Origin of the sequence: Haloferula chungangensis, assembly GCF_042664875.1 — a bacterium.
Taxonomy (GTDB): Bacteria; Verrucomicrobiota; Verrucomicrobiia; order Verrucomicrobiales; family Akkermansiaceae; genus Haloferula; species Haloferula chungangensis.
Genome location: NZ_JBHTBS010000001.1, coordinates 393,041 through 413,065, shown reverse-complemented (window position 1 = coordinate 413,065; position 20,025 = coordinate 393,041). Strand labels below are relative to the sequence as shown.

At 57.8% G+C, this 20,025-nt stretch carries 20 protein-coding genes; 3 read left to right on the top strand and 17 right to left on the bottom strand.

The window, feature by feature from the left end:
* Positions 1-88 precede the first annotated feature (88 nt).
* Together ACFQY0_RS01750 and ACFQY0_RS01745 are read left to right on the top strand one after the other, a co-directional pair.
* Entirely contained in the window at positions 89-1,726 is a 1,638-nt protein-coding gene (locus ACFQY0_RS01750; RefSeq protein WP_379708442.1) for a putative Na+/H+ antiporter, read from the top strand.
* 5 nt (positions 1,727-1,731) lie between these two features.
* Positions 1,732-2,316 (top strand): riboflavin synthase, encoded by a 585-nt coding sequence (locus ACFQY0_RS01745; protein ID WP_379708440.1) that lies wholly within the window; start codon positions 1,732-1,734, stop codon positions 2,314-2,316.
* A 1-nt stretch (position 2,317) separates the two neighbouring features.
* Here ACFQY0_RS01745 and ACFQY0_RS01740 read toward each other — a convergent pair whose 3' ends face one another.
* The 7 genes from ACFQY0_RS01740 to ACFQY0_RS01710 all read right to left on the bottom strand — a co-directional run bounded on the left by ACFQY0_RS01740 (position 2,318) and on the right by ACFQY0_RS01710 (position 10,021).
* A complete protein-coding gene (locus ACFQY0_RS01740; RefSeq protein WP_379708438.1) occupies positions 2,318-2,722 on the bottom strand; it encodes a DUF2752 domain-containing protein in 405 nt (134 codons plus the stop codon).
* Positions 2,723-2,725: 3 nt separating this feature from the next.
* A complete protein-coding gene (locus tag ACFQY0_RS01735; RefSeq protein ID WP_379708436.1) occupies positions 2,726-3,223 on the bottom strand; it encodes a GYF domain-containing protein in 498 nt (165 codons plus the stop codon).
* 41 nt (positions 3,224-3,264) lie between these two features.
* Complete coding sequence (locus ACFQY0_RS01730; protein ID WP_379708434.1) at positions 3,265-4,065, bottom strand: M90 family metallopeptidase; 801 nt, start codon at positions 4,063-4,065, stop codon at positions 3,265-3,267.
* Positions 4,062-4,808, bottom strand: coding sequence for a CorA family divalent cation transporter (locus ACFQY0_RS01725; RefSeq protein ID WP_379708432.1), 747 nt, complete (start codon positions 4,806-4,808; stop codon positions 4,062-4,064). Before ACFQY0_RS01725 ends, ACFQY0_RS01730 begins: the two co-directional genes overlap by 4 nt.
* A 117-nt stretch (positions 4,809-4,925) precedes the next feature.
* Positions 4,926-5,720: a phosphoribosylformimino-5-aminoimidazole carboxamide ribotide isomerase gene (gene hisA, locus ACFQY0_RS01720; RefSeq protein ID WP_379708430.1), complete on the bottom strand. Its 795-nt coding sequence runs from the start codon at positions 5,718-5,720 to the stop codon at positions 4,926-4,928.
* Positions 5,721-5,768: 48 nt separating this feature from the next.
* Complete coding sequence (sucB, locus tag ACFQY0_RS01715) at positions 5,769-7,199, bottom strand: dihydrolipoyllysine-residue succinyltransferase (protein WP_379708428.1); 1,431 nt, start codon at positions 7,197-7,199, stop codon at positions 5,769-5,771.
* 50 nt (positions 7,200-7,249) lie between these two features.
* Complete coding sequence (locus ACFQY0_RS01710) at positions 7,250-10,021, bottom strand: 2-oxoglutarate dehydrogenase E1 component (protein ID WP_379708426.1); 2,772 nt, start codon at positions 10,019-10,021, stop codon at positions 7,250-7,252.
* A gap of 137 nt (positions 10,022-10,158) precedes the next feature.
* Between ACFQY0_RS01710 and ACFQY0_RS01705 the strand changes: the two genes are divergently transcribed.
* Entirely contained in the window at positions 10,159-11,091 is a 933-nt protein-coding gene (locus tag ACFQY0_RS01705) for an ABC transporter ATP-binding protein (RefSeq protein ID WP_379708424.1), read from the top strand.
* Positions 11,092-11,093: 2 nt separating this feature from the next.
* On the opposite strand, the gene ACFQY0_RS01700 is transcribed toward ACFQY0_RS01705, so the two are convergent.
* The 10 genes from ACFQY0_RS01700 to ACFQY0_RS01655 all read right to left on the bottom strand — a co-directional run bounded on the left by ACFQY0_RS01700 (position 11,094) and on the right by ACFQY0_RS01655 (position 20,025).
* On the bottom strand, positions 11,094-11,405 hold the full coding sequence (locus ACFQY0_RS01700; protein ID WP_379708422.1) for a DUF3820 family protein: 312 nt from the start codon (positions 11,403-11,405) through the stop codon (positions 11,094-11,096).
* A gap of 177 nt (positions 11,406-11,582) precedes the next feature.
* Positions 11,583-12,377 carry a cytochrome c oxidase subunit II gene (locus tag ACFQY0_RS01695; RefSeq protein WP_379708420.1) on the bottom strand — a complete coding sequence of 265 codons (795 nt, stop codon included), beginning with the start codon at positions 12,375-12,377 and terminating at the stop codon, positions 11,583-11,585.
* A 36-nt stretch (positions 12,378-12,413) separates the two neighbouring features.
* Positions 12,414-12,617: a hypothetical protein gene (locus tag ACFQY0_RS01690; protein WP_379708418.1), complete on the bottom strand. Its 204-nt coding sequence runs from the start codon at positions 12,615-12,617 to the stop codon at positions 12,414-12,416.
* Positions 12,618-12,621: 4 nt separating this feature from the next.
* Positions 12,622-12,822, bottom strand: coding sequence for a hypothetical protein (locus ACFQY0_RS01685; RefSeq protein WP_379708416.1), 201 nt, complete (start codon positions 12,820-12,822; stop codon positions 12,622-12,624).
* Positions 12,823-12,834: 12 nt separating this feature from the next.
* Positions 12,835-13,212 (bottom strand): cytochrome C oxidase subunit IV family protein, encoded by a 378-nt coding sequence (locus ACFQY0_RS01680; RefSeq protein ID WP_379708414.1) that lies wholly within the window; start codon positions 13,210-13,212, stop codon positions 12,835-12,837.
* Positions 13,213-13,266: 54 nt separating this feature from the next.
* Positions 13,267-15,036 (bottom strand): cytochrome c oxidase subunit 3, encoded by a 1,770-nt coding sequence (locus tag ACFQY0_RS01675; protein WP_379708412.1) that lies wholly within the window; start codon positions 15,034-15,036, stop codon positions 13,267-13,269.
* Between the two features lie 24 nt (positions 15,037-15,060).
* Positions 15,061-16,947, bottom strand: coding sequence for a cytochrome c oxidase subunit I (locus ACFQY0_RS01670; RefSeq protein ID WP_379708410.1), 1,887 nt, complete (start codon positions 16,945-16,947; stop codon positions 15,061-15,063).
* A gap of 22 nt (positions 16,948-16,969) precedes the next feature.
* On the bottom strand, positions 16,970-17,734 hold the full coding sequence (locus tag ACFQY0_RS01665; RefSeq protein ID WP_379708408.1) for a c-type cytochrome: 765 nt from the start codon (positions 17,732-17,734) through the stop codon (positions 16,970-16,972).
* A 26-nt stretch (positions 17,735-17,760) separates the two neighbouring features.
* Complete coding sequence (locus ACFQY0_RS01660; RefSeq protein ID WP_379708406.1) at positions 17,761-18,513, bottom strand: hypothetical protein; 753 nt, start codon at positions 18,511-18,513, stop codon at positions 17,761-17,763.
* A gap of 21 nt (positions 18,514-18,534) precedes the next feature.
* A complete protein-coding gene (locus ACFQY0_RS01655; protein WP_379708404.1) occupies positions 18,535-20,025 on the bottom strand; it encodes a cbb3-type cytochrome c oxidase subunit I in 1,491 nt (496 codons plus the stop codon).

Here is a 20,025-nt window from a genome sequence, read left to right as displayed (position 1 = left end):
CCAACGATCGATGCAATCCGGACCCGTTTTCCTTGCGAGATGGAGAATCAAGGGCACACTCGCGCGGTCTTCGTTTCCGGAACTTCCAATGAACACACGTCTCATTATCATTCTCGCCCTGATCTTCGCCTTCCTTTCGCCGTCGCTCTTTGCAGCAGGCGGCATGGCCTCGGAGCACCCCAAGTTTGTCGAACAAATGGGCAACTTCGCCGCCCAGGAGAAGGAGGCGGGCATCGTGAACATCATGGACAAGATCAAGTTCCGTGCCTCGCAAGCTCCCTTCCTTCTGGTTGCGACGATCATCTTCGTCTGTGCGATTATCCACACCTTCTTCGCCGTCCCACTCACCAAGAAGGCCCACCACGTTCAGCACGAACACGATGCCCGAATCCGGCGGGCCATGGAAAAGGAAGGCCTCCCCGCCCATGCCTCGGACATGGTGAGCTTCAAGGCCACCATGCTGCACTTCCTTGGCGAGGTCGAAGCGATCTTCGGAATCTGGGTCATCGCCCTGCTCGGCGCCATGTTCTACTTCTACGATGTCAACGCAGTAGAAGCCTACATGACCGGTGTGAACTTCACCGAACCGATGTTCGTGGTCGTCATCATGGCTCTCTCATCCACCCGCCCGGTTCTCAATTTCGCCGAAGACTGCCTGAGCTTCTTCGCCCGATTCGGAAAACAGACACCTTCCGCCTGGTGGCTTTCGCTGCTCATTGTCGCTCCCGTTCTCGGATCCTTCATCACCGAGCCTGGGGCCATGACCATTGCCGCCATGCTTCTCGCCAAGAAGTTCTACCGCCTCAAGCCGTCACCCAAATTCGCCTACGCCACGCTCGGTCTGCTTTTCGTCAACATCTCGGTCGGCGGTGTGCTCACCAACTTCGCCGCTCCACCCGTCCTGATGGTGGCCTCACCTGAGAAGTGGGATCTGACCACTCCTGAAATGTTCATCCACTTTGGTGAGAAGGCCATCGTCGCCATCCTCGCTTCCACCCTACTTTACTACGCGATCTTCCGCAAAGAACTCCAGGAGATGGGCAAGAAACTCGCCGATACCGATGGCGACGGAAAAGGCGACCTTAACGAAGGCCACGGCCCCATCCCCCTCTGGATCACCCTGGTCCACCTCGGCTTCATGGGCTTCACCGTCTACTTTGCCCACTACCCGCAAATCTTCATTCTCGGTTTCCTCTTCTTCCTCGCCTTCCGCATGGCGACCGCCCACCACCAGCATCCGATCAACCTGAAGGGACCGGTGCTCGTCGGATTCTTCCTTGCAGGACTCGTCATTCACGGCGGCCTTCAGGGTTGGTGGCTCGCTCCGATCATCAGCTCGCTCACCGAGGCCCCACTCTTCATCGGCTCGATCATCCTCACTTCATTCAATGACAATGCCGCCATCACCTTCCTCGCCAGCCAAGTCGAAGGCCTGCCTGCGAGCCTGAAGTATGCGGTGCTTGCAGGTGCTGTCACCGGCGGTGGTCTGACCGTCATCGCCAACGCTCCGAACCCCGCAGGTCAGGCGCTTCTCGGCAAATTCTTCGGCGATGGTGTCTCACCCGGAAAGCTTGCTGCCGGTGCCATCATCCCGACCATCATCGTCGCATGCTGCATGTATTTCTTCCCGGACGCCGGCATTGACGAAATGTTCAGCAAGGAAGTTCCGGGAGAAGCCAAGGTCGAGGAAGTCGCACCTCCCGCCGAAAGCCTCAACCCCGAGTAAAATCGATGTTTACCGGCCTTGTCGAATCCACTGGCCGCGTCCTCAGCCTTGAGGCACGCGGTGACCAGGCCTGCCTGAGAATCGACATCCCCTTCGCCAGCGAACTCACGCTCGGTGAATCCGTCGCCATCAACGGCTGCTGCCTCACGGTCGTCGAATCCTCGGAATCCGAGGCCTCCTTCGATGTCCTGACGCAGACTCTCAAGGTGACCTCCCTCGGGGATCTGGCGGCTGGGCACCGCGTCAATCTCGAACGTGCCCTGCGCGCCGGTGATCGACTCGGCGGTCATTTTGTCCAAGGCCACATCGATGACATCGGCATCATCGAAACGCTTGAGCCACGGGGTCAGGACCACCTGTTAGAGATTCGCCTCCCCGACGCCATCGCCGAGCTTTGCATTGATAAGGGCTCATTGGCCATCGATGGCATTTCCCTGACCATCGCCGAGCTGGAGGGAAGCCTTGCTCGTTTCTGGATCATTCCCCACACCATGGAGCGGACCAATCTCTCCGGGCGAGCGGCGGGACAGCGGGTGAATCTTGAGGCCGACGTTCTCGCCAAGCACGTCGCCAAGCTTCTGCGTCGATGACTCAGTGCGGCGCCAGCAAGCAGAACGGCCAGCTCGGCACGTTACGCAGCACCGTGAAGCAGACCATCATCATCAGCGCCCCCCACAACCAGCGCTCATCAAACGGTAACCTTCGCCAGCGCCACTGAGGGAAGGCCGCCTCCCAACTCGTTCGGAAAACCAGCAGCGCAACACCGAGGACAAACAGCGTCCCAAGTGAGTTCATGCGCAGCGCTCCCATCAGGTCGAGTCGCGCCAGAGCCTGAAAGGCACGGGTGCCACCGCAGCCCGGACAATGCAGCCCCGTCCACTCATGGATCAGGCATGGCGGCATCCTCCCGGAATCCAGAAAACCTCCACCAGCCAAGATCAACCCGATCGCTGTTAGGGCGGGAAAAAGTGCGATGAGAAAGATCCGCCGCAGCATGATTCACTTGATGTCCTTGGCGATTACGAACCCGAAGACCGCGACGGCAATCAGCGTAATCAGAATCGTCAGATAGCCTGTCACGATCCCGGTGATGGCAAAGCCGCGCCCAGTCTGAAACGCGTTAACCTTGAGCTGACCGAGCGAAAGATGTCCGCAAATCACCGCGGGAATCGCCGCGAGAATTCCAAAAGCACATCCCAGCATGATCGGCATCGAAAGCAAACCGAGCACCATGCTTGCGATTGCCAGTCCATTGGTCGGAGGCGCCACGCTGTAGGCTGGAATCGGCGTGCCCATCGGCGAAGCAATCTGGCTCGACCACTCCGGCTGACTCGCCAGCGGTACCCAGCGATCCATCCCATCACGCCAGACCAAGGTCGACGCCTGAATCATTCCGGAAGCCAGCATCGCTCGCATTTCCTCATCATCCACCGGCCCTTGCTGGACGCCATTCAACGAGTAGTACCATTTCGCCATCGCCCCTTGATTTAGATTCATCACCCCTTCGCCACAATCCCGGAATTTTCACCCTTTCCCGTCTACCACTGCGAAGGATCCATCCCGTAGAACTCCACCAGCATTCCGTAAACTTCCGGTTCCTGCCGTTTCATGGCCTTCGCCTTTTCGAAGAAGGTCTCCGTCGCCACCGCAAAAAATTCGGCCGGATTGGTTGCTCCGTAATCATCGAGAACACTTCGCTTCCCCGCATTCACCCGCTCGCAGAAGGCATCATAGGATGGCGTAAATGCCTGTGACCAGCGGCCATAGTCATCGCCGTCATCGAGCTCCGGGACGCCATCGGCTGCGCCGTCTTCCTGATCGAGTTGATGGGCGAATTCATGGAGCACCACATTGTGCCCGTCCTCATCATTTCGCCCTCCTTGCAGGATGCTCTTCCAACCCAAGACCACGCTCCCGGTTCCCCAGGACTCCCCGAGACGCACATCCGAGTCCCCATCTCCATCGAGGGCCCGATAGGCACCCGGGTACAACAGAACTGATTTCAAGCGTTCATAGTAGTCCTGCGGGCGATGCGCGATCAGCAGACATGCTTGCGCCGCCACCGCCAACTTCATTTCGCGGGTCACTGCCTCAAGCTCACCACAGGCCTCGAATGACTTCTCATCGAGAAACACATGCATCCAGCCCTCTGTTTTCATCCGGATTTCCTCCGGAATTTCCGCCCACAAGGCAAAGACCCGCCTGACCGTCTCCCGGTCCTCATCACTCAGGCGCAAGGCACGCAGCGCCGTCCTGCGATCCTTTCGTCTTTTCGAATGCCAGAGCGCAAATCCGATGATCAACGCCACCCCGCCGAGTAATAGCCACAAACCAGTCATTCCCTTCCTCCTGTCTTCCATCCCACCAGAAAGAGAACCACGACTCCCAACAGCAGCCCCCCGAAGAAGATCCCCCAGAACCAGGAGTGCACGAACTCCGGCAAATCAACATTCATCCCCATCAAGCCACCAATGCCCACGAGCGGCAGGAAGAACCCGGCCATCAGGTTGAGGCGAAACGCGATGGTGTTCAGTCGCTCGGTCGCGGCCTGCTGTTCTTCGGCTCGCTCGGCCTGTTGGAAATCCAGAACCAATTTGGCATCATGATAGAGAAGCTCCGCGGCCCGCTCCAACTCCCTCCCTCGGTCCTTTAACGTCATCAGCTCCCGGTTGTCGTCGTCATGAGTGCAGGCCTGTTCAATTGCCACCAGCATGTTTCTTGTCGACCTCGCCAGAGGGCCTGCATGGCGCAAGACCTTGAAAACTTCCGCCGCGCCTTCCGACTCGTCGATCACCGCCTCATACTCATCCACCACCGCATGATAGCGTTCCAGAAGCGCTGACAACTGTCCGAGTCCCTTCCTTGAATCGGGTCCGAACCAGCCCCCTGCCGGCGTCCGCCAAAAAACCAGCGGCTCCCGCTCGGGAACCCCCGCTTGCGGTACCTCATGGACAATCAGCAGCAACTCATCGTGCCCTATCAGACAGCGCTGGATCCCTGAACGGGCACTGATCTGATCAAGAAGCTCAGGCTCCAGATCAAAGCCCTTTGGCAAAAAGCCGAAATCCTGCTTGGCACTCACGGCCACCACTCAAGCCCAGCATCTGAGATCCGCAAAGCCGGAAAACTTGCCATGCAAAGCTTCCAACCCGGCACCCTGGAAACCCCGAAGCCTCAGCAAGCCCAGGCACCAGTCGACTCAATGGTCCGCCGGATTTGACTCAGGCATACCCCTCCGGTTCCACTCGACAATCTCATCGTAGCGAACCCCACATCCGCCGAAAAGATCGAGCGCGGAGCCAACAGTAACATCCACACGACCGCCACTTAGCTCGTCGACCAGACGGACGTCATCCATTGATGCCGCCCCACCGGCATAGGTCACGGGCCGGCCTGCCCAGGCTCCCAACATCTCAACCAGCTCGCGATCAATCCCGCCGCAAAGCCCTTCAACATCCGCGGCATGAATCAGGAACTCGGCGCAATGGGGTGCGAGACGCTCGAGGGTTTCCGCACTTAGCGTCAGATCAGTCATCGTCTGCCAGCGGTTGGTGGCAACGATCCATCCCTCGGCGGTCCGGCGGCAGGACAAGTCGATGACGAGCTTGTCCGCGCCTATCTTCTCGGCGAGCTGCTTGACGCGATCTTGGGAAAATCGGAGGCCGTCCTCAAACAACCAGGAAGTCACAATGATCTGCCTGGCTCCCCATTCCAACCATCCCGCAGCGTTCGAGAGATCGATGCCGCCACCAATCTGCAGGCCACCCGGCCAAGCCGTTAGAGCTGCCCGCGCAGCTTCCTCATTGCCCGGACCGAGCTTGATCACATGGCCGCCTTCCAGTCCGTCGTTCTTGAACTTCTCCGCGAACCACGCCGAGCCCTGCTCCGCGACAAAGTTCTCCTTCGGCCCGGGACCATCGTCACGAAGCGTCCCCCCGACAATCTGCTTCACTTTCCCCGAATGGAGATCGATGCAGGGTCGGAACTTGGTCATGGGATTCGGGCAGGAATCAGCTGGCGACTCAAGTCGCCACTCCTCGGGTCACATCTCCAACAGAAGGCGCGTCGGATTCTCGATGCAGTCCTTGATCCGAATCAGGAAAGTCACCGCCTCCTTGCCGTCGACCAGGCGGTGATCATAGCTCAGTGCGAGATACATCATGGGACGAATCTCGACCTTTCCGTTCACGGCCACGGGGCGTTGCTGGATGGTGTGCATTCCGAGAATACCGCTCTGTGGCGGATTCAGAATTGGTGTGCTGAGCAGGGAGCCGTAGGTGCCGCCGTTCGAAATCGTGAACACACCACCTTGCAGGTCTTCGATCTGCATCTTCCCATCGCGGGCCTTTCCGGCGTAGTCGAGAATATCCTTTTCGATTTCCGCAAAGCCCTTTTCGTCACAATCCCGCAAGACCGGAACGACGAGTCCCTTCTCGGTTCCGATCGCCACACCGACGTCATAGAAATGGTTTTCCACGATGTCCGTCCCTTCGATCTGAGCGTTTACCGCCGGCACATCCTTGAGTGCCTGGACCACGGCTTTCACGAAGAACGACATGAAACCGAGCTTCACTCCGTGCTTCTTGATGAACTCATCCTGCACCTCCTTGCGAAGGTTCATCACCGCCGACATGTCGGCTTCGTTAAAGGTTGTTAGAATGGCAGCGGTCTGCTGGGCATTGACGAGGTGGGTCGCAATCTTGCGACGCAACATGCTCATCTTCTTGCGCGTGGTCCGACCTTCACTCACGGGTGTTAGATCGACCTTTTCCTTGCTGGCAAGAAGTGCCCCGAAATCTGGTTTCGCCTTTTCAGCGGCGGCCGCCGGCTTGGGACTCTCCACCGGAGCGGCCTTCGTTTCAGCTGCGGCGGCAGGCTTCTCAGCGGGCTTTTCCGTAGCCTTGGCACTCGTCGCACCGACGGTGATTCTGGCGATCACGGTTCCAATCGAAACCTCCTCGCCTTCCGGCACGATGATTTCAAGAACTCCGGATTCTTCAGATTCCAGTTCGGTGGAAACCTTGTCGGTCTCAAGAGTTACCAGAACTTCGCCTTTGGAAACCGAATCTCCATCCCGCTTCCGCCAAGCCGCTACATTCGCAGAGGTGATCGACTCACCGGCTGCGGGGACCTTCACTTCGATGACTTTTCCTTCTGCAGAAGTTGCCGGTTCCGAAGCTGCGGGGGCCGCCTTGGGCTCGCTCGGTGCGGATGAGGTCTCATTTGATGCCGCGGCCTTCGATTCATCGATCTCGGCAATGACGGTTCCAATGGCGACCTCTTCGCCTTCTTTGACGAGCACCTTGAGAAGCCCGCCAACATCCGCAACGAGTTCGTTCGAGACCTTATCGGTTTCGATGGTGACGAGGACGTCACCTTTCTCGACGGTATCGCCGTCTTTCTTGTGCCAATTGGCGACGTTCGCACTGGTGATCGACTCACCGGCTGCAGGAACTTTGACTTGTGTGGGCATGGAAAAGGAATTCTGAGGAGGGAGAATGATAGATCAGACGGAAAATTAGATCAGACGGAAAATGCGCTATCGATCAGCGCCTTTTGTTCGCGGTAATGCATTGCCTTGGAACCGGCAGCCGGACTCGACGCCCGGTCGCGGCCCGCGTAGCGGACTTTCTGTCCCAGCACTCTTTCGAGCCTTGGGAAGATATAGGACCAGGCACCCATGTTGAGCGGTTCCTCCTGACACCAGACATACTTCGCGGCGGAAGGATACTGGCTGATGATCGCTTCAAGCATCTCGTTGTGGAACGGATATAGCTGCTCGATCCGGATGATCGCCGAGTTCTTGATATCATGCTCCTTACGGTGAGCCTGGAGATCATAGTAGACCTTGCCCGTGCAGAAGATGATTCGGTTGACTCGGGATGGGTCATCGAAGGTCATCGAATCAGGGAGAATCTCCTGGAAACATGAGCCCTCGCCAAATTCGTCGAGTCGGGATACGGCTTCAGGCCGGGTCAGCAGGCTCTTCGGCGTCATCACGATCATCGGCTTGCGGAATCCGCGCTTCTTCTGCCGGCGAAGCGCATGGAAATACTGCGCAGGTGTGGTGAAGTTCGCGACGATCATGTTCTTCTCGGCGCATAGTTGCAGAAAGCGTTCCAACCGCGCACTGGAGTGCTCCGGACCCATGCCTTCATAGCCATGAGGCAGAAGTAGGACGATGTCGCTCGGGGTTTGCCACTTCGATTCCGCTGAAGAAATGAACTGATCGATGATCACCTGGCAACCGTTCGAAAAGTCGCCGAACTGCGCTTCCCACATCGTCAGCATGTTCGGAGCTCCGAGCGAATATCCGTAATCGAATCCAAGCACCGCGAACTCCGAAAGTAGCGAGTTATAGACGCAGAACTTGGCCTGATTCTCATCGAGATTCTGAAGCGGAATGTAGCGCTCGCGCGTCTCGGAATCGTAAAACACCGCGTGGCGCTGGGAGAAGGTTCCGCGTCGGCAATCCTGTCCGGAAAGTCGGACCTGGTTGCCTTCGAGAAGCAACGCGCCCCATGCCAGTGACTCGGCGAATGCCCAATCGATCGGACCACCCTTTTCAAGAGCCTCGATCCGCCTCGGGACGAAACGTTTTGCCAATGTCGGATGCAGATGGAATCCATCGGGGACCGTGGTGAGCACTTTGCCCACACGCTGAATCACCTCTTTTGAAATCCCCGTGGGCACCGGCGCGTGATTGTAGGACTCCTGCGCAACCGCAGTGGAACCACTGAAGACCGTGCGATCCCCGGCGGCTTCATACTCGAGCATCTTCTTGTAGCCATCTTCGAGCCGATCCCAGATTTTCTTGTCCAGTTCGTCCGCCTCATCAGCCGATATCACGCCTTCCGCAACAAGCTTCTTCTTGTAGATCTGCCCCACGGTATCGCGCCCTTCGAGCTGTCGGTAGATGTGAGGTTGGGTAAAGGCTGCCTGGTCCGTTTCGTTGTGCCCCTGACGGCGGTAGCAATACATGTCGATGACGATGTCCCGACCGAACTTCTGGCGGAACTCGAGCGCAAACATGCCGGCCCAGTAGAGCTCCATGGGCTCTTCACCATTCACGTGAAGAATCGGTGCTTCGATCATTTTCGCAACATCCGTCGCATACGATGATGACCGTGCGTCAGCTGGCATCGTCGTGAAACCGATCTGGTTGTTGACGATGATGTGAATCGTGCCGCCTGTGCGGTAGCCGGGGAGCTGCGAAAGGTTGAGTACTTCGGCCACTGATCCCTGACCGGCAAAAGCCGCGTCGCCGTGCATCAAGATCGGAAGCACTCGCTTGCGGTCGGTGGTGGAGCCGTCGTCTCCAATGAAGCGTTGGCGCGCACGGGCTTTCCCTTCAACCACGGAGTTCACCGCCTCGAGGTGGCTCGGATTTGCAGCAAGACTCACCCGGACTTCACCATCCTCAAGTTTGCGGACTCCCTCATAGCCGAGGTGATACTTCACATCGCCATCACCCGCCACGAGATCGGGCACGTAGTTCGGAGTGAATTCGAAAAGAATGGTCGGCAGCGACTTGGCAAGAAAGTTGGCCAACACGTTGAGGCGGCCGCGGTGGGACATGCCCATTTCAATTTCGAGAACACCCTCGCGCGGGCACGCGTTCAGGATCGAATTGAGGATCACCATGGCACCTTCCCCTCCTTCGAGCGAGAAGCGCTTTTCACCGAGGAACTTCTTGCCGACAAAACTTTCAAAAGCTTCCGCTTCCAGCAACCAAGCCAGCGACTTGTACTGCCTGTTAGGCGGATCCACTTCACGCAGGGCATGACGCTCGATCCGCTCGCGGACCCAGTGACGCACCGTGGTATTGTGGATGTGCATGAACTCAAAACCAATCGGTCCCGAGTAGGTGACGGAAAGTGCGGCGAGCATGTCGCGCAGCTTCATTTTCGCGCCATCGCGGAAAAACGGATTGGATGCCTCGCGATCCAGGTCCGCTTCCGTAAATCCAAACTGCTTGAGCGCCAGCCGTGGATTGTTCTCGGGAGCACCGATCGGGTTGATGTCCGCCTGAGTGTGGCCAAGCGTCCGGTAATTGTAGACGAGGCTGACCACCTTCCCGTAGAAGGCCAAATCCCCATCGGGAGCCGGACCGGAGGCAGATGTGGCGGTAGTGGCAGCAGCAGCCCCACGCGGCTTCAGCTGGGCGCACCCAAGCTCAAAACCTTCGAAAAAAGCCCCCCAAGTTCCGTCCACGGAGCTGGGGTCTTCACTCCAAAGAGCGTACTTTTCTTCCAGAATGTCCGCGTTCAGGCGGGCGGAAACCGACGATTTCATGAGCTATAGTTTCGGATGACGCATCGAAGGTACGGGAATTTCCCGCTTGGCCCCCGGCGCACAACGCTTAGGTAAGAGCAGCGCCGCGCAGCGTCAATCGCGCAGGCACCCTTTTTGCCGGAAAACCATTCATACTGATGATCGAAATCCGTAACCTCACCAAGCGTTTCGCCCGCCACACCGCCGTTCGCGACCTCAGTTTCAGCGTGAAACAGGGCGAAATCGTCGGTTTTCTCGGTCCTAACGGCGCCGGAAAGACCACAACCCTCCGCATGCTGACGGGATACCTCCCGCCGACGTCCGGGAGCATCGAGGTGGGTGGCTGCGATGTTTTCCGTGATTCGATCGGCGCTCGCCGCAAAATCGGCTACATGCCCGAGAACGTCCCCCTCTACGACGACATGCGGGTCCGCGAGTATTTGAAATTCCGCGCCCGTCTCAAAGGGCTCTCTAACCGGGATGCCCGGCGTCGTGTTGGCGAGGTGATCGATACCTGTGGTCTCGACAGTGTTCGCCGGAAGATGATCAAGGTCCTGTCGAAGGGCTACCGCCAACGCGTCGGACTGGCCGATGCCCTCGTCCACTCGCCCGAGCTCCTGATCCTCGATGAACCGACCAACGGACTTGATCCCAATCAGATTCGGCAGATCCGCGAACTCATCAAGCGACTTGGGGAAACCCACACCATCCTTCTTTCCACGCACATTCTCAGCGAGGTCGAAATGACCTGCGATCGGGTGATCATCATCGATAGCGGTCAGATCAAAGCCGAAGACACCCCGCAGGCCCTCGTCACCGGCATGCGCGCCGCCGGAAAGGTCGTGGCCGAGATCACCGGTGACCCCGAAGTCATCAGCGGAGCGCTTTCACGCATGGATCACGTCAAGCGAGTGACCCACGAGCCTCTGACAAACGGCCGCTTCCAGTTCGACATCCTCGTTGAGTCCGGCACCGATGCCCGCGAGCGCATCCACGAACTTGTCGCCCAGAACGGCTGGCCCATGCGCAGCCTATACCGCCGGAAAGCCACGCTCGAAGACGTCTTCGTCGAGCTTACCCGCAAGGACTAGGCTCAGTCGTCGAAGCGGAAGTCGGTCTGGCGCTTCTTTTTGAAACGCGTCCGTCCCCCATTGGCTCGGCGCAGTGGATCGAATACCGAATCCATGCCGCACTCCTTGACCTCCCAGATGATCGCCAGCAGTTCACCGAGCCGGCCTTTGGGAAATCCCCGCTCCTTGAACCAGGTCAGGTACTCGAGCGGAAGATCCATGATGGGATAGCCGTGAGGTGGATGCTCGATGCGTCCATACTTCCCGTATGGCATCCGAGTCCGGGCAATCTCCTCAAGCAGATTGCGGAAGTCCTCGCGGTCGATTTCGTTCATTCCCCCATCATGACTCGATCCTCATGGGGATCAAGCAGGAGCCTCTTCATTGGCTGATCGAATCGGCCTGCTCCGTCTCAAAAAAACGGACGATCTTTAGGAAAAAGATCGTCCATCGAAATGATCGGGCCACTCGCTCCCCGCCTCCTGCGTCACGGCAGGAAATCCAGCCGCTGCTCAGCGACTCGCGGTGGCTTGCTGTGGCGTGTTGCGCTTGAGGAACGACTCGGACTCGCCCTTCGCCCACTCGCGGTAAGCGCTGTCGGAGATCACCTCCATCTGGCCAGCCATGTTGCCATGACCTTCGCCGCAGAGCTGACCGCAGACCACGGACGTCTCAAGCTTCTTGTTAGGAGTGAACCACATTGGAATCTCGCGGCCGGGAATCGCGTCCTGCTGGATGCGCATCGGGACAATGGCGTAGTTGTGAATCACGTCGTTGGTCGTGATGTTCAGGATGGCCGGGCGACCTACAGGAATCTTGAGCACCGAACTGGTGAAGTCATCCAGACCATTCGGGTCATCCAAATCGATGCCTGCATCGGTGTTGCCGGTCTTGAGACCGTGATCGATGCGGCCGAAAATGCCATCCTCGCCCGGATAGTGATAGGTCCAGCCGAACTGGTAGCCGATGACGCGCACCCGGACAGGATCGCGCTCTTGAACCGTCTCCCAAGTGTCGGTGCGGTCCTTCCAGAGCGGAAAGGCAAATCCGAGAAGAAGTACGGCTTCCAGAATCACGATACCGATCTCCAAGTGACTCGAGATGTGATTCTTCACACCGGTGTAACAAGCCTTGGGATTCGCCGATTGGCGGAAGCGAACGAGACAAAACAGGAAGAACAGGGTCCAACCGACGAACAAGGCAATCATCAACCAGTGCACCACATCGATGAGGTGATCGACCTGGCCACCGTGGGCGGAGAAGTTTTCGGGAATGCCGAGGAATTTCGAGGGACTCAGAGAGTTCATGGATCGTGAAAAATGGAAATCAGCAGAAAATTTGTCTTAGGCGTCGGCGTCGAAATCGTCGCGCAACTCAGGGTCAAGGGTCGAGCCTTCACGGCGGACCAAGCGGATCATGCAAAACACCACACCGCCCAGCATCGGAACGATCACTCCAAGCATGAAGAGAATCGACCAACCGGCCGCATTTCCGTCACCACGGAAATTGTTCGCGCAGGTCGCGCAGGCGAGGAGTGAATCAAGCATGGGATCAAAGGAGGATATTGCGGGCCTTGCGATAGAAATAGACCCCGTAGATGGGCATACCGAGCGTTCCGATGGCCCCCATCACTCCCAGCGCGGTGATCACGCCGGTGCGGTCCGCTGCAAATCCAAAGACCCACACGGCAAAGAATGCGCAGAGCAAGGTGCAGACGGTAACGAAAACGATGTGGAAGGCGCGAAGTGACATGGCAGCGGAAATTTACAGCCCAATCGACTTGATGCAACCCGGCAGAAGCACCCCACCGGTATTGAACTTATCGTAGTGAATCGGATCGCTCTTGGCGAGGAAGGTCAGGAAAGCGAGGAAGAAGGCCATGATGACGCCAAGCACCAGTGAGCCGTAAACCCAGGCACGCTCGTGATTAAGGTGCATGAAGAAATACATCACCAAGGCAACCTTCACCGATGCGATGCAGAGACCAAGGATCATGTCCGCAGTGTCAAAGCCATGTTTGCCAATATCGAGCCATGGCACGGTCGCAACCGCCACCGTAACGATCGTGCCGATGAAGAGACACAGTCCGACGCCCAGATAGAGTTTCTGCGATTTCTTAATCGCTTCAGGAGTATCAGCCATTTCTTAGGAAGATTAGGGATTGGGGAAATTTAGACGGTTCAGGTAATTCGGAGATTACATCAGGTAGAAGATCGGGAAGGCGAAGATCCAGACAAGGTCCACGAAGTGCCAGAAGAGACCGCCAACCTCCACCCGGTTGGCAAGCCACTCGGGGTTGGAAAGATACATCTTCCGTCCGCAGAACAGGTAGTAGCCGAGGACGACCGCACCGCCGATGACGTGAAGACCGTGAAGACCGGTGATGGTGAAGTAGATCGCGTAGTAGGTGTTCCACTTTGGCTTGAACTTGGAGTCGAGCATGACCTGCTCACGCGGCACGTGGATGTCGGGGAACTTCCGAACATCGTAATCCGGGCCCTTGAAGTGTTCCTTGAGCGTCATCGTCACCTTGCGGGGAGCTCTTTCACTCTCGATAATCGTGACGTCCGCCAGTTCGGTCTCCATGTAGTAGGCGATTTCCTGCCAACCCATGCGGTAGCGATCCTTGTGCGTGGGTTCGCGACCATCCTTCGCGAGCAACTCTTCAAGTTGACCGACGACCTTCTGGTGCTTGACCCACAAATCGGCCACCACAGGATTCTCTTTGATCAGCCAGGTGTTCTCGATCGCAATCAACGGATCCTGACCTTTCTCTTCGGCCTTCATCGCGGTGTGCTGGAAATCAATCCCGTCCACATAGTGGAAGGCAATCGAACTATCCTCGTATTTGCCTCCGATGACCGTGCCGTCGCGCACCGTCACGCTGGTCGCATTCGGATCATACTTGGAAATCACGTCGTGGCTGGTGAAGCGGACGGTGAATGGCTCATCGATTTCAAACGTCGCCGTGCCTTGTTCAGGAAGAACGAGGTCCGCGTAGTGAGCCTTTTTGCCGTCGACCTTGAGAGTGACATTGTTCAAGTCCACGCTGGTAGCCATGCTCGCGCGCTTGCCTGCCTTCCAGCGGGCATAAGCGAGCCTCCGTTCATCCGGTCCCAACTCGAGACCTTTCGGGAAATCGGCGGCAAAGGCTCCTTCACCAAGCTCATCGTTGGCCTTCACTTCGGCCCACTTCAGATCCCAGGCTTCGGAGAGGAATTTGGTCCGCCAGGCAGCGTTGTCGTTGCGGTTCGCGATGTGCGCCTTGCTGATTTTGCTGATCAGATCGTAGCTGAGTTCAGTCCCTGCCTTGAAGATCTTGCTTTCGTCAGACTCACCTTCCGCATTGAGGTCGATGTCCGCACTGAGCGTCACCTTGGTTCCTGCCCTCGCCGCATCACCAACGAGGGTTTCAACCCAAGGTTTGTAGGCACGAAGCACATCGAAGGTCACGGAGCTGGCCGCGATCTTGTAGTGGTTGTCTTCGATCTTGTTGCCATCGGCATCCTTAACAAACTTCGGCTCTTCGTCATGACCGTGACCATGGCCTCCTTCAACCTCATATCCGAGGTGACCTTCCAGGACTGAATAATCGGTCAGGCGGGCTGCCTGGTGATGGAACTTCACGTTGTACTCAAGGCCCTTCAAGACCATGAAGACTGCCGCACACGCGACGGTGATTCCCATGAAGATCTGGAAGCGGCGCCAGTTCCGCATCTTGAGCGAGGCCCAGGCGAAAACGACCGTCACCGACGAGAAAATCAGGATGAAGGTGTTGATCAGACCCGGCAGCACGGGAAGCGTCCGCTCCGGCCATGGGTAGTCCGCGCCGATGCGCAAGAAGACGTAAGCCGAAAAGAAGCCGCCGAAGAGCATGACTTCCGACGCGAGGAACAACCAGATGGCGATCTTCGAGTTGAAGAGACCAGTGTCCTTGCGCGGGGTAACAATATAGGGAATTTCCATTTCCTGAGAAAATAAAGTCGGTGATCAGTGGGAGGCAGGGGTGCCTGGCTGCGTTTCGAGGTCGGGCTTAGGTTTCTTCGGAGCAATCCACTGCGGAAGGTAGTCTTCCTCGCAGTCAGGACGGCTGTATTCGTATGGCCCGCGATAAACGGCGACATCGAAGGTGAAGTTGCCGTGACCCGGAGGTGTTGGCGTCGCCCACTCCAGCGTGGTGGCATTCCATGGGTTGTCGCTCTCGACCTTGCGACCTGCGAAGGTGCTGATCACCAGGTTGATGATGAATGGCAACTGGGCCAGAGCCATCATCCAAGCGGCATTTGACATCAGGATGTTCAGGTCGATGTGCTCGGCAACGGTCGAACTGAAGATGTTGGTGCTGTCGGGCGACTTCGCCAGGTAAGCATCACCACCATTGTACCAACGGCGGTGGAAGCCTGCCATGCCCTGCGTGAGCATCGGGAAGAAGATCAGGTTCATGCACACCAGGCTTGGCCAGAAGTGCAGGTGGCTGAGCCACGAGCTCATGTGACGACCGGTGATCTTCGGGAACCAGTGATAGATGCCGGCGAAGAGACCGAAGAGAATGCCGGGAGCCACCACGTAGTGGAAGTGACCGATCACGTAATAAGTATCGTGGAGGTGAAGGTCGACGAGGTTGAAGGCGAGCGGCAGACCGGTGAGACCACCGATACCGAACATGGGCAGGAATGCGCAGGCCCAGACCATTGCCGGCGTGAAGCGGATCGACCCGCCCCACAGCGAAATGATCAGCGAGGTCAGCAAGACCACCGAGGGCACCGAAATCAGCACCGTCGTGGTCTGGAACCATGTGGAAACCACAGGTCCCATGCCGGTCAGATACATGTGGTGAGCCCAGACGATGAACGAAAGGAAGCCGAGCACGAGCACGCTGTAGACCATTGCCTTGTAGCCCCAGAGCGGCTTGCGGGTGTTGGCAGGAATGATTTCCGCAACACAGGCAATCGCAGGAAGGAGAAGCACGTAGACTTCAGGGTGACCGAGGAACCAGAAAAGGTGCTGGAAGAGCAGTGGCGAACCGCCGCCGGAGAGCTCAAGCAATCCTTCCGCCTTGGTGTAGAGACCCGAAGGCATGAAGAAGGAGGAACCGGAAACACGGTCCATCAGCTGCATGATGCCGGCCGCTTCAAGCGGTGGGAAAGCGAGAAGAAGAAGGAAACCGGTGACGAGCATCGCCCACACGAAGAACGGCAAGCGCATCCAGGTCATACCACGCGCCCGAAGGTTGATGATCGTGGTGATGAAGTTCACCGATCCGAGCAGCGACGATGTGATGAGAAGGACGAGACCGACGAGCCACTGCGTCTGACCTGCGAGCCATTGATTCACGATCTGTGCATCGGCGATGCCGGCCAGTGGCGAGTAGTTCGTCCAACCGGACTTGGCCGCGCCAGACTCCATGAAGAAGGATCCGCACATCACCAAACCACCCACGAGGTAAATCCAGTAGCTCAGCATGTTGAGCTTCGGAAATGCCATATCGGGAGCGCCAATCTGAAGCGGTGTCACGAAGTTACCGAAGGCACCGAAACCAAGCGGCACCACGCCGAGGAACACCATAATCGTTCCGTGCATCGCACCGAACATGTTGTAGGTATCCCCCGTAACCTTGCCGTCCTGAAGCCAGCGCGCCTGCCAGTTTTCACTGAAGAAAAAGCGCATCCACTCGGGAAGTGGCTCATGGGGATAGGCGATGCTCCAGCGCATCACCATCATCAGGAAAAATCCGAAGAGAAGGAAGGCACCGGCGGTGATTCCGTATTGAATACCGATCATCTTGTGATCCGTCGAGAAGACATACTTCTGGATGAATCCCGGATTGTGGTGATCGTGACCGTCGTGGTGATCGGCAGTGGCAGCGTGGGCGCTCATGCTAAATAAAATGGATTGGGTGTTACTCTGCGGCGGCAGTTTCCGCAGGTGCGAGGGTTACGGGATCGACCATGGCGGCCGGATCGATGGGCTCGCCTGGCAGTGCTTTCGCGTGGTCAGCACTCAGTTCATCTGCGGTCACCGGAGATCCGGGATTCGCGCGGGCTTCAGAAATTTTCATGGCTTCGGCAGCCATCTCGGTTGTGACGACGTCACCCGTGGAGTTGCCGAAGGAGTTGCGGACGTAGGTCATCACCGCAGCGAGGTCCGTGGGACTCATGCCGACACCCTGAGCAGGCATCACGCCCCAGGTTTTGCCGGTGCTGCTCGGGCCGCTCAGACCGTTGAGCACGATCATTGCGAACTTCTCGGTATCACCGAGCGCCCATTCGGAGCTGGCAAGCGCCGGGAACGCTCCCCCGCCCTTACCATCAGGTGCGTGGCAACCAATGCACTTACCGTAAATTTTCTCACCCTTGGTCATGTACGCCTTGAGCGCAGGAACCGGCGGCAAGGCACCACCATCATCGGTGTCGAGCGTTTGACGGACGTAGCCCGGACGCACCGTTTCATCATAGTTGAAGAATGTCCCGGCCTTGCCAAGAGCACCGCCGGCAACCAGCGCCACCGCGGCACAAGCACCGAAGATCCAGAGCGACATGGGCTCCTTGCCTCCTTCGTCTACGTGCTTCTCACGCACGACCGCAGCCGCCTCGCGCAGCATCGGGTCGTGAGACGTCGTCACATTGAGTGACTCATCGAGATCAGGCTTGTTGGAATCTTGCATCGAATTATCGGAATCGCGAAATGGTTTCAGCCTTCAGTGTCACCCTTCTTGTCGGCGGGCGAGTAGTCCATGGAGGCAGGCACGGGGTTGTCGTGCTTGAGAGACATCAAATAACTAACGAGGGCACGTGCCTTGTCACCTGGAACAATCTCCATTCCCGGCTCGGTCGCCACTTCAAGGGCATCATCGGAACGCTGACCGGTGATCTCACGTTCTTCGAAAAGGAACGAGTAGGACGGGCAGCTCGACCAGTCGCGCAGCTCAGGACTGAGACGCGGATTGTAAAGGTGGAGGTAGAGCCAGTCGCGGGCAGCACCATCCACTTCACCGGCAGTCGCATCCGGTCCAGCTGCTTCGCGGATTCGTGCCGGGATACGGCGACCGACATTCATCAGGTCCGGACCCAGACGAGCCACCCCGATCGGGGCGAAATCGAGACCCGCGTAGTCAAAGACGTTCGATTCACGACGCGTGTCCTTGCCGGTGTCGGCATCCAGTTTCAAGCCACCCCAATCCGGACGGCCAAGATCATTTCCGGCGTCGGTATTGCGCACCACCTGTGTGTGGCACTGGTAGCAGCCATTGGCGGCATAGACCTCGTAACCATTGGTGACGCGTCCTGCACGCTTTGGATGATAGATCCCTGTATTCTCATCGATTCCTTCAGTGTAGGAAACGGGCGAGGGATTGCGCAGCTTGAAGAATGGCACGACCACCACTGCCAGCCAGGCGATGCCGAAGCTGAGAGTGAGACCAAGGGCGAATTGACGGAAGTTCATCGGGTAAGGAAAAATGTCAGATCAGTGGGCGGCGGCGGGACCGACGTTGTCGATATCACCTTCGGGACCGTGCGGGCTACTGTGGTGAGCCTCGATCAGCAAGGTCGGATGCGAGCTGCGGCGTCCCAAACGGAGCCACATCAGGGTCAGGTGAATGAAGAAGAAGAAGTTGGAAAGCGAGAGGATCGCCCAAGCCATCGTCGTGAAGACAGCGTATGGGAAGGCACGGCCAGCGGCATCCTGCCATGGCTGCGCGAAACTTTCCTGACCCACGCCCTGCATCAGACCACCGAACAAGGCGATCAGAATGATGCCGCCGACACCGTAGACCGAGAGGAAGAAGTGCATCTTGATGAGGCGGCGCGACAGCCACTCGCGACGAGTGATGCGCGGAACGATGAAGTAGATCGCGCCGAAAGCCACGAAGCTGAAGAAGCCGTAGATTGCCAGAAGGTCGAAGCCGTATCCGGAGATGGTGAACTGGGTGATTTTCAGAACGCCAGGGCTATTGAGAAACACGGCTGCGAGTCCAAGAACGAGCAAGCCGATGATACCGGTCACTGTGAAACGCAGCGTGGGACTCTGGGCCACCGTGTCGCCCGCGGCAGCCGCGGTCTTGAGGAGGTTGACGCCGGAAATCGCGGCAGGAATGCCGAAGAGGATCGTCGCGAATGCTCCGAGATAAGGAAGGAAGTTCGGGATTGGAGCTCCGGTGAGGCGCTGAAGACCGGCCCACGGCACGATGATCGCAAGCGTCCAGAAACCCGTCAGGGAGAGTGCGTAGTTGTAGACCGGACGACCCGTGACTTTAGGCACCAGGTAGTAGGCCATGCCGATGGCGACGGGCACGAAGAACATCAGTGGAAGGGCCGAGTGGAACCAGGCGCTGACACCGGCGGCACCCAGTGGGCTTCCCTCAAACCCGTGAATGAGAATGTTGGCGGTGGCAAAAACCCATGGGAACCAGATCATCGCCGCGAGGAGATACCACTGGGAGATGTAGGTGTGACCGACGGGACGAACCTTGAACTGCACCATCGACCAGATGGTGATGCCTGCATAGGCCAGCAGCATCGGGATCCACGCGAAGGATGGCATTTCCATGAAAGGAATCCCCGTTCCACCACCTGCGAGAATTCCGATGATTCCCAGTGAGATCGCGAGATTCCAGATGTGACCCGCGACAAGGATGAAACCGGCCGCGCGGCATTCCTGACGGGAAAGACGAGCCATCAGCCAGATGATCATGCCAAAGGCCGCCTGGCATCCCCAGCCATAGACGAGGGCACTCTGGTGAGCGGCGAAGACACGGCCGTAAGTGAGCCATGAACAACCGGCCAGGAAATCCGGACTGTGCACCTTGGCGGACGATACGATTCCAAGGAGAATCGCCACGGCCAACCAGGCTGCACCACTGGTGAAGAAGAACATCACCGGGTGACGGAGCGAACGGTCGATCGACGCACGCAGCACGTCGTCATGTTCGAGGTATTTATCAGAGTCGCTGGACAT